Origin of the sequence: Flavobacterium sp. (genome assembly GCF_003525665.1) — a bacterium.
In the GTDB taxonomy this organism is placed as follows: Bacteria; Bacteroidota; Bacteroidia; order Flavobacteriales; family Flavobacteriaceae; genus Flavobacterium.
Genome location: NZ_DQDX01000082.1, coordinates 1 through 9,971, shown reverse-complemented (window position 1 = coordinate 9,971; position 9,971 = coordinate 1). Strand labels below are relative to the sequence as shown.

Sequence of the window (9,971 nt, the reverse complement as noted above, 5' to 3'; positions counted from 1 at the left end):
GTTTTAATGTTACACAACATCTATATTTACGCTAAAATAGTAAAATTATTGTAATTTTCGCTTCTAAATTAAAATCTATCATGCAATACGAAGGCGTTCTCACTAAAATGCAAACCGAATATTCTAATCCGATTCAATATTACTTGGTTTTTGAAAATAGTTTTCTTCATTTAAATCAACTTTTGAATAAGTCGATGGAGATTACTTTTTTGGGTTACCAATGTTTGAATTGTGGTAAGAAAAAGAAAATATTTCGTCAAGGATTTTGCTATGATTGCTTCATGAGTAGTGCTGCAGCAGGAGATTGGATTATGAAACCCGAATTATCTACAGCACATTTAGATATTGAAGATCGCGATTTAGAATATGAAAAAAGAGTGCAATTGCAACCGCATATTGTTTATTTGGCTTTGTCGAGCGAAGTAAAAGTTGGCGTAACCAGAATAACGCAAGTGCCAACACGATGGATTGATCAAGGCGCGGTGCAAGCAATTCCAATTGTAGAAGTTCCAAATCGTTATTTAGCTGGAATTACCGAGGTTGCTTTAAAAAATCATTTTGCAGATAAAACCAATTGGCAAAAAATGCTAAAAAACGATTATCTTCCGGTTGATTTAATTAAAGAACGAGCGAGTTTAAAATATTTAATTCCGAAGGAAGTGCAAGAATATTTTCATCCAGAAAAAGACGATTTGTATGATTTGCATTTTCCAGTTTTAGAATATCCAAAAAAAGTATCAAGTTTAAATCTTGATAAATCACCTAATTTTTCGGGAAAACTCACAGGAATAAAAGGACAATATTTAATTTTTGAAGACGGAACTGTTTTTAACGTTAGAACTTTTGAAGGTTATGTTGTTAAGATAAATTTATAAAAAGAAACCCTTTCAATTGCTGAAAGGGTTTTGATTTTTATGGAGTTGTTGTAGTTGCTGGTTTTTCTTTTTTCTTCAAAATACCATTCAACAAATCTTTAGCTTTAGTTTTTATTTCTTCTTTTTTTACTGGTGTTTTCGTTGTAGAAGTATCTGCTGGTTTTTTATTTTTGTTAATAAGATTTTCTAATGCCGATGTGCCTTTTCCTATCAATTGTTCTTTTTGTTGCTTCGCCAAATTACTTACCAAAGTTGTCGTTGCCGCTTTAATATCGGTTGAAATTTTTGGTTGTGAAAATGATCCTCCAAGAATGGCATTAATCGGAATATTCTCCAATTTTGCAGCATTGGCTGGCGTTAATTTTGAAATCAAATTGTTGATATCGCTTCCAAGATATTTCGCTGGAACATCAAATTTTAAATTGTAATTCATCAATTGATCAAATCCGTGAGTTCCAGCAACGGTTACTTTCATGTCTTGGTATTTGATGTCGAATGGTTTTATATTTACTTTTCCGTCTTTAAAAGTTACTGCTGCTTTGATGTCGTTTAAATTTACTTTACTCATGTCGATAAATTTGATATTCGAACTTAAAGCACTCAATAAAGTAGAGTTTTTAGCATTGACTGTAGTCGATAATAATTGCCCTAATAAATCACCAGAAATAGTTTTTAAATCGGGTGTCATTTCATTGGCATCAAGATTTCCTGATAATTTAATAGTCGAATTTAATTTTCCGTTGATGATTCCAGCAATTGGAGCAATTTTTTTCAACATGTCTAATTGCGTGAAACTTTCTGCAATATACACCTGATTTAAATTCAAATTCATATTGAACTTAGGTGTTTTTTCTTTGGTTGAAACCATTCCGTTAAGGCCAATTTGTCCGCCAAAAATATTGGTTTTTACATTGTCTAAAGTTACCGCTTGGTTTTTTACGATTAGTTTTCCAGAGACATTTTTCAAGGTTAAATTGTCATACAAAACCGTATTGGCTTTTGCTGTAAGCGAACAATTTAAGAACGCCGGAATTTTCATCGCTTCAGTTTTTCCTTTAGCTTCTGCTTTAGTTGGTTCTGATGTCGTCATGAAATCATCAACAGCAATTTGGTTGGAATTCATATTGAAATTTCCTTTCAATTCTTGGTTTCTAAATATAAATCCGTAGAAATTTTCTAAAACTCCAGTTACACTCAAATCACTTTTTCCTGTTGTAGCTTTAAATTCCTGGAGATTTACACGACTAGGATTGAACGCAACCATTGCCGAACTAATATTCATCGCCTTGCCGTTTTCATCAACATATTTAAAGCCAGACAAACTCATAGTTCCAGCATTATTGATTTTTTCATACTGACTTTTTTCTACCGATTCCATATCGAATTTAGTAGTAACATCGGCTTTTAAAATTCCAGAAAGTGGTTTGTCTAATTTAATTGGATAGGCTTGCGAAAGACTTCCTAAATTGATTGTTCCTTTTAAAGCGGCATCAACCAAAGCATTTGTAGCTACGTTTTTAATTGTTGCTTTAGCGTTAAAAACATCTTGATCGATAGAAAAAGAAAGCTTGTCTAAATTTACATAAGTGTCATTCATCAACCCAGTTTCATTGATAATTTTAGTGTCAATAACAATATTTTTAACCGATTTTGGTAAATCTGGATATTGAAAAGAAGCGTTATTAGAAGCAATTGCAACATTAAATTTTGGAACTGTAGTGTCGGTTAGCATTCCTTTTGCAAAACCTACAACGGTAAAATCACCCGAAGTTTTTACTTTATCCATACTACTAGAATAGGCGGAAGGAATCAAGCCTAAGAAGTTTTTGAACGACGATGTTGGTGTTTTAAATTTCAAATCATAATTCTGTCCAGCATCAACCAATTGAATAAATCCATCAAATTCTAATGGTAATTCATTGATTTTGGCTTTGTTTTCTTTAAAAGTGTATTTGCTGTTTTTTAAATCAATTCCTAAAATAGCATCCAATGAAATCGCGATGTTATTCATGTAATTCACCTTGTCCATCGTTAACGATGCTTTAGTTGTAGTTTTTGTGTCTAAATCTAAAACATCATTAGTAAAATCACCACTTCCGGTGTGATTGATACTGTCTAAAACCATGTTTATTTTAGATCTTTCGTCAAAATATTTGAACTTGAAATTCTCAATATCATATTCTTTAATTTTCAATGCTAATGGTTTGCTTTTTCCAGCATCGGCTTTTTTCTCTGCGTTTTTCAAAGCAATATCAAAGTTCCCAATTCCGTCTTTATTGAAAATAATATTTATTAATCCGTTTTTAGTCGAAATGGCGTCGATGTTTAATGGTTCGTTATCGTCATTAAAAAGTTCCATTACAGACATTTTTAGGTTTAATTCTTCTAATGCAACTAAAGTGTCACCTTCGAAAGGTGCTTTATTTATGATAGATAATTTTTCTATTGAAACGTTGGCGCTCGGAAAACTTTTAAACAAACTTAAATCTGCTTCCGCAAATGCGACTTTGGCATCGACACTTTCATTAATAGATTTGGCGATTTTAGCTTTTATTTGATCTTCAAATAAATACGGAATTGCAAAGGCTGAAACAACTAATAGCAACAAAACGATTCCAACTATTTTTAAAATTTTCTTTACCATAATGATTTAAAATTTATTCAATTTTATGATGCAAATATCTTGCCTTAAGCATGCATACGCAACAAATTTAGTGTTTTAGGATTGTTTTACTTTGTAAAATTATCATAAAATGTTTCATAATTTAACTGTTGTAGAACAACTTCGACAAAAAAATCCGCTCAAGTTGATTGAACGGATTTCATATTATTATTTCAAAAAGTCTAATTAATTTTCAACTCATAAGCCATTCTTGCTTGAACGCCTTTTTGGTTGGTCATTTGTTTAATTTGTTGTAGCACTTTGTAGTTTTGCTCACCAATTTCTTCTTTAATTATACTTTGACGTGTTTGTGATAAACCAAAATTAGCTAAAATATCGTCAAAATTTTTCTCGAATTCTGGGTAATTTTGAGTTCTGTATTTAGTAACTTTTCCAAGTTTTGCTGCTTCTTTTATCGCTTCGTCCATACCGCCAATTTTGTCAACCAAACCAATTTTTAAAGCATCTTGACCACTCCAAACGCGACCTTGACCGATGGCATCAACTTGTTCGAAAGTTAATTTTCTTCCAGCCGAAACTCGTTTTACAAAGGTAGAATAAATGTGTTCAACGCCTTCTTGAGCAAACGCTCTGTAATTTTCATCCAATGGTAAAAACGGACTGTAACCAGAAGCATTTTTATTAGTTCGAACTTGCTCAACGTCAAGTCCGATGCGTTCTGCGGCAACGGTAAAGTTTGGTAAAATTCCGAAAACACCTATTGAACCGGTTATAGTATTTGCTTCAGCGAAAATTTTATTGGCGTTACAAGCGATGTAATATCCGCCAGATGCAGCGTAATTACCCATAGAAACTACGACTGGTTTTACTTTCTTAGTCAATTCAATTTCTCTCCAAATTAATTCTGATGTTAATGCGCTTCCTCCAGGAGAATCAATACGTAGCACAATTGATTTTACGTTTTTATCATTTCTAGCTTTTTGCAAAGAACGACGCATTGCGCCTTCACCAATTAGGTTTACATCGCCTTCGCCACTTCCAATTTCGCCTTGAGCATAAATGATAGCGATTTTATCTTTGGTAGAATAATCTTTAGAAGTTGACGCTACTTTTTCGGCATAATCTACTATAGAAACCGATTCGTAATCGTCGGCTTTATCTACCTTTAATGCTTTTCTAATGTCATCATGATACACATCTTCGTAAGCAATTTTATCGATTAATTTTTCTGATTTTGCCATTTCTGGAGTTCGAGCCAAAAGTCCATCTGCAACTTGATTCAATCGTTCAACCGAAACTTTTCTGCTTGAAGCAACATCGGTTAGTATCGAATTCCAAACTGAGGTTAATAGTTGCGTAGTTTGTTCTCTATTGGCATCACTCATTTTATTTTCTAAAAATGGCTCAACCGCACTTTTGTATTTTCCATGACGGATAACTTCCATTTTAACGCCAGATTTTTCTTGTAGATCTTTAAAGAACATCAATTCGGCAGACAATCCTTTAAATTCTAATTCGCCGATTGGATTTAGATAAATTGTATTGGCAACCGAATTTAAATAGTAGTCTTTTTGCGAATAAACATCGGCATACGAATAAATAAATTTACCCGATTTTTTGAAATCTTCTAAGGCATCACGCAACGCTTTGGTTTGTGCAATTCCAAGATTTGAGAAGTTGTTAAGTATCGAAATTCCTTTGATATCTGAATCTGACTTGGCATATTCGATAGCATTTATTACATCAAATAATCCATCATGTTGGTCTTTGTCGTTGAAAAAAGGCATGTCTTCAAAATTAGTTTTTCCGGCGTAATCATAATTTACTTTAGATAAATCTAATTCGATAACAGAATTGCTGTTTACAGTTACAGTTTCAGAATCACCGCTTCCGGCAATGGCTCCAATTAAAATGATTCCGAAGAAAAAAATCATGCAAAAAATAAATAAACCAACGATTGTGGCTAATACATTTCCTAAAAATCTCATAATACTATTTTTATATATAAGTAGTAAAAAGGGTTAATTTGTTACAAACCATTTGATTATTGTAAAATAAAATAGTTATCAACAGAAGTTGCAAATATACTTCAATTTTGAAATTCTTTTAGTTATTTTGCGGATATGAATAAGCAACATCAAGTCGTACTTTCTTTAGGCAGTAATCAGGGCAATCGTCTTGAAAATATTACTAATTGTATTAATTTATTGCATCAAGAAGTTGCTACTGTTGTAAAAGTTTCTTCGTTGTACGAATCCGATTCTTGGGGTTTTGATAGTGATTCGTTTTATAATTGCGCGGTTTTGATTCATACACACAAAAATCCTCAGAAAGTATTAAAGAATATTTTAAAACTTGAGAAAAAATTAGGACGAATTCGTCATGAAAGTACTACTTATGAACCAAGAATTATTGATATTGATATTATAACTTTCGACGAAGAAATAATTGATAGTGAATCGCTTATGATTCCGCACAAACAATTACACAACCGACTTTTTGTGTTGTTGCCAATGCAAGAAATTGCTTCAGAATGGGTTCATCCAATTATTCAAAAATCGGTCAGTCAATTAGTTAGTCAATGTTCTGATACTGGGAAATGCACCAAGATTTCTAAGTTGCAATCGCCATTAGAAAAGATAAAACTTGACGGATTTAATTACATCGCAATTGAAGGAAATATTGGCGCCGGAAAAACTACTTTGGTAGGTAAAATTGCTGAAGATTTCAATGCTAAAACGGTTTTAGAACGATTTGCAGACAATCCGTTTTTGCCTAAATTTTATAAAGATCAAAATCGGTACGCCTTTCCGTTAGAAATGTCTTTTTTAGCCGATAGATACCAACAAATTTCTGATGATCTAGCGCAATTTGATTTGTTTAAAGATTTCATTGTAGCTGATTATCATATATTTAAGTCGTTGATATTTGCAAAAGTAACACTTGCCGAAGACGAATATCGATTGTACAAAACACTATTTGACATTATTTATAAAGAAATGCCAAAACCCGATTTGTATATTTATTTGTATCAAAATACAGAGCGATTACTTCAAAATATAAAACGTCGTGGTAGAAGTTACGAGCAAGAAATTCCGGCAGAATATTTGGATAAAATAAATAATGGTTATCTCGATTACATCAAAACCCAAAAAGATTTGAATGTATTAATCGTAGATGTTTCTGATAAAGATTTTCTAAAAAACCAAGAAGATTACATTCAAATTCTTGAGGAAATCAGGATGAAATTGCCTTAACGAATCATTGAAAAATGACCTTTTACTTCTGGTGTTGTATCATCAATTTTTAAAGTAAACCAATAATCATCGGAAATTAATTGTTGACCAAAATAAGTTCCGTCCCAAAAGAATTTTGTTGCTGTTAATTGAATAATTAATTTTCCGTATCGGTCAAAAATGGCAACTTTAGCATTTGGGTAATGAGTCAATCCTTTAATAATCCAATTGTCGTTAATTCCATCACCATTTGGCGTAAAAAATAAAGGAATGGATATAACTACGAAAGATTGAGTGTCCAATCCGCAACCGTGTTTTTCTTTTGCGTAAGCGATATAAAGTCCGCCTTGCTGAATAGTGAAAACATTTGAATCTTGATAGTTAACTCCGTCAATAGAAAATTCATAATCTCCAGCTTGCGTCATAATTAGGGTTGCTGTGCTTTCTTCAACAAGAACTTCTTGAATTATTGGTTCGGCATATTCAATGATGGTGAAATTCTTAGTTTTCGAACAATTACTAGAATTAGTAATGACAACAGAATAATTATTTGAACCATTGTAAACAATACTTTGAGTAGTTTCTCCAGTGGACCATAAATAACTCAAACCGGTAATTCCGGCATTTAAAATTAGCGTGTCATTTTCGCAAATTTCGATTGTTTCATCATTAACAACTGGAATTTGATTCACAGAAACCAACACAGAAACTCGAGGTGAAAGACAACCATTATTATTTGCTTGAGCGTAATAAGTGGTATTTGATGATAAGTTTGGTGTTACAAAAGTTGGTCCAGTTGCAATTGGAGATGTTGAAGTAATTGAATCAAACCATGAAATTGTTCCAAAATTTGTTGATGCTGTAATTGATGCAGTAGTGCCTTCGCAAATTGGCGTCACTGGATTTAGTGTAACAGTTGGAACTTGGTTTATTGTTGCGGTTATTGCTGTTCGTGTTCCAGAGGTACAACCTGATGGAAAAGAATCTACATAATAAGTAGTAGTTGTGGTTAAAACTGGAGTTGTAAAACTTGTTCCTGTGTGAATTGGAGTTCCTCCTGATGGATTTGTGTACCAATTTATAGTGCCAATATTAGTTGTTGCTTGTAAAGTCATGCTTGCTGAATCACAATTTGATGCTGGCGTAGTTGATGTAATTGAAGGAATTGTAATCGTGGAACTTGTTGAGATTTGCAATATTGGATCGCCTGGAGTTCCGCCATATTCTACAATATATCCTTTTGGTTGATAATTTCCGCTTGCTTCTCCAGTGTTTGATAAGTCATTCCATGATCCAAGAATTCCTACGCCAGGTGAGGTTATGTGAGCATAATCTTCTGCGCCAAGATTATTTGGTTCACCATTATTCCAAAAAGTGTAGGAAAAATTTGTTCCTGCTTCTGGACCACTCATCCATTTCCAAACACCTTCCGTTTCTTGATCACTTCCGCCAATCCAACCTGCTCCAGCTGCTTGTTCGCCAGATAATTGTTTTTCTTCAACAGATGTTATTGTTGCTAAATAACCTTGCAAACCATAATACTGACTCAGTTCTGCTAGTGCTTTTGCTGAAGTCCAGCTTACACCAATATTTGAAATGTATTGATAATAATGTCCGTTTGACGGAAGATAATTCGCCTCGCCAACTGTAATTGAAAAAGTTCTAAATCCTGACGGATTCGGTGAACTATTTGAAAATTCAACGTCTTTTATAGCGGCTATTAACGCTGTATAAGTCGGTTGACTGGTAATTCCAGATAATGTTAATTTTCCCAGAGTTGGATTCCAAGATGATGAAATTGTAGGATGAGTTCCAGTTAATGTTAAAACATCTGTTCCAATAGTGTAACCCGATGAAATTTGAATATAAATGGCGTCAATACCAGTATTATCAGGATCAACTATAGTCATGTCAGTAACAATTTTCATCGATGTTAGTGGACAATATATTTGATTTCCTGAAGCGGTTAAAATTGGAGCCACATTAAAAGTTTGCGCGTAAAAATAGCTTTGCGCAAATAATAAAACCAACAAAAGTTGTTTTTTTAGTTTCATTTTTAGTTGGACTTTTTCATTTTTTGAAATAAATCCCACACAACAATTCCTGCACTTACAGAAATATTTAGTGAGTGTTTTGTTCCTAATTGCGGAATTTCAATAGTTCCATCACATAGTTTTACAGCTTCTTGTGAAACGCCGTACACTTCATTTCCGAAAACTAAAGCATATTTTTTTGAATTATCGGGTTGAAAATTATCTAAGAAAATTGCGTTTTCAACTTGTTCAATGGCATACACTAAAACATCTTCAGATTTTAAATTTTCAATGACTTCTAGTACGTTTTTATGGTGTTCCCAAGTTACGGTTTCTGTAGCACCAAGTGCAGTTTTGTGAATTTCTTTATTTGGCGGAGTTGCCGTGATACCACACAAATATATTTTTTCAATTAGAAAAGCATCGGCAGTTCTAAAAACAGATCCAATGTTGTGTAAACTTCTAATGTCATCCAAAATTAAAATAATTGGAGTTTTTTCAGATTGTTTAAAATCCTCAACAGATTTTCTTTCAAGTTCGCTATTTTCTAACTTTCGCATTTTTTTTATTTTGACAAATATACCCAAAAAAAAAGCTCCCTAAAAAGAGAGCTTGTTTTTTTAACGTTTGTTTTAATTAGCTTTTCACAGTTTGCACCGGTGTAGTTTCAGCTGGTAAAACAGTACCTTTTATAGTTAAAATTTTAGAATCACCTTGAACAGCGTTAGATTTTACAGTAACTGTTTTGTTAAATGGTTGTCCACCTCTGTTAGTGTCATATTTTACACCAATAACACCTCTTGCTCCTGGCATAATTGGCTCTTTTGGATAAGTTGGAACTGTACAACCACAAGAACCAGAAGCACCAGTAATGATTAATGGTTTGTTTCCGTTGTTTACAAATACAAATTCTCTTTCTCCGTTAGCTTTGTGAGCAATTGTTCCATAATCGATAGTTTCGCTTTCAAAAAGCATTCCTGCGCCTTCCACTTTTGGAATTGAAACTTTTGCAGTTTTTGCAGCTTTTTTCGATTTAGATTTGGTTTGAGCGTTCATGGTTGTTGCACCAAAAACAACTAGCATAGCTAATAGTAATATTTTTTTCATTTTTATTTAATTGATTAATTATGAAACAAATTTAAGCAAAAAATAAATCAAGTGTGGTAATGAAACTTAAATTTTTATTAAATGAAATGTTAATGGT

At 32.8% G+C, this 9,971-nt stretch carries 7 protein-coding genes; 2 read left to right on the top strand and 5 right to left on the bottom strand.

The genetic code is table 11. From position 1 onward, the window contains the following. Nucleotides 1-80 precede the first annotated feature (80 nt). Nucleotides 81-875, top strand: coding sequence for a DUF2797 domain-containing protein (locus tag DIU01_RS05905; RefSeq protein WP_290832438.1), 795 nt, complete (start codon nt 81-83; stop codon nt 873-875). Nucleotides 876-912: 37 nt separating this feature from the next. On the opposite strand, the gene DIU01_RS05900 is transcribed toward DIU01_RS05905, so the two are convergent. Further along, entirely contained in the window at nt 913-3,519 is a 2,607-nt protein-coding gene (locus tag DIU01_RS05900) for an AsmA-like C-terminal region-containing protein (RefSeq protein ID WP_290832436.1), read from the bottom strand. Nucleotides 3,520-3,719: 200 nt separating this feature from the next. Further along, complete coding sequence (sppA, locus tag DIU01_RS05895) at nt 3,720-5,486, bottom strand: signal peptide peptidase SppA (RefSeq protein ID WP_290832434.1); 1,767 nt, start codon at nt 5,484-5,486, stop codon at nt 3,720-3,722. A 135-nt stretch (nt 5,487-5,621) separates the two neighbouring features. Between sppA and folK the strand changes: the two genes are divergently transcribed. After that, on the top strand, nt 5,622-6,755 hold the full coding sequence (folK, locus tag DIU01_RS05890; RefSeq protein WP_290832432.1) for a 2-amino-4-hydroxy-6-hydroxymethyldihydropteridine diphosphokinase: 1,134 nt from the start codon (nt 5,622-5,624) through the stop codon (nt 6,753-6,755). Here the strand turns inward: folK and DIU01_RS05885 are convergent. The 3 genes from DIU01_RS05885 to DIU01_RS05875 form a co-directional block, all read right to left on the bottom strand. Beyond that, nucleotides 6,752-8,788 (bottom strand): T9SS type B sorting domain-containing protein, encoded by a 2,037-nt coding sequence (locus DIU01_RS05885; protein ID WP_290832430.1) that lies wholly within the window; start codon nt 8,786-8,788, stop codon nt 6,752-6,754. The genes folK and DIU01_RS05885 overlap by 4 nt on opposite strands. 2 nt (nt 8,789-8,790) lie before the next feature. Beyond that, the gene (locus tag DIU01_RS05880) at nt 8,791-9,327 is read right to left on the bottom strand and encodes an RNA methyltransferase (protein WP_290832428.1); all 537 of its coding nucleotides are present in this window, start codon (nt 9,325-9,327) and stop codon (nt 8,791-8,793) included. Nucleotides 9,328-9,403: 76 nt separating this feature from the next. After that, a complete protein-coding gene (locus DIU01_RS05875; protein WP_290832426.1) occupies nt 9,404-9,874 on the bottom strand; it encodes a DUF1573 domain-containing protein in 471 nt (156 codons plus the stop codon). Between the last annotated feature and the right edge of the window lie 97 nt (nt 9,875-9,971).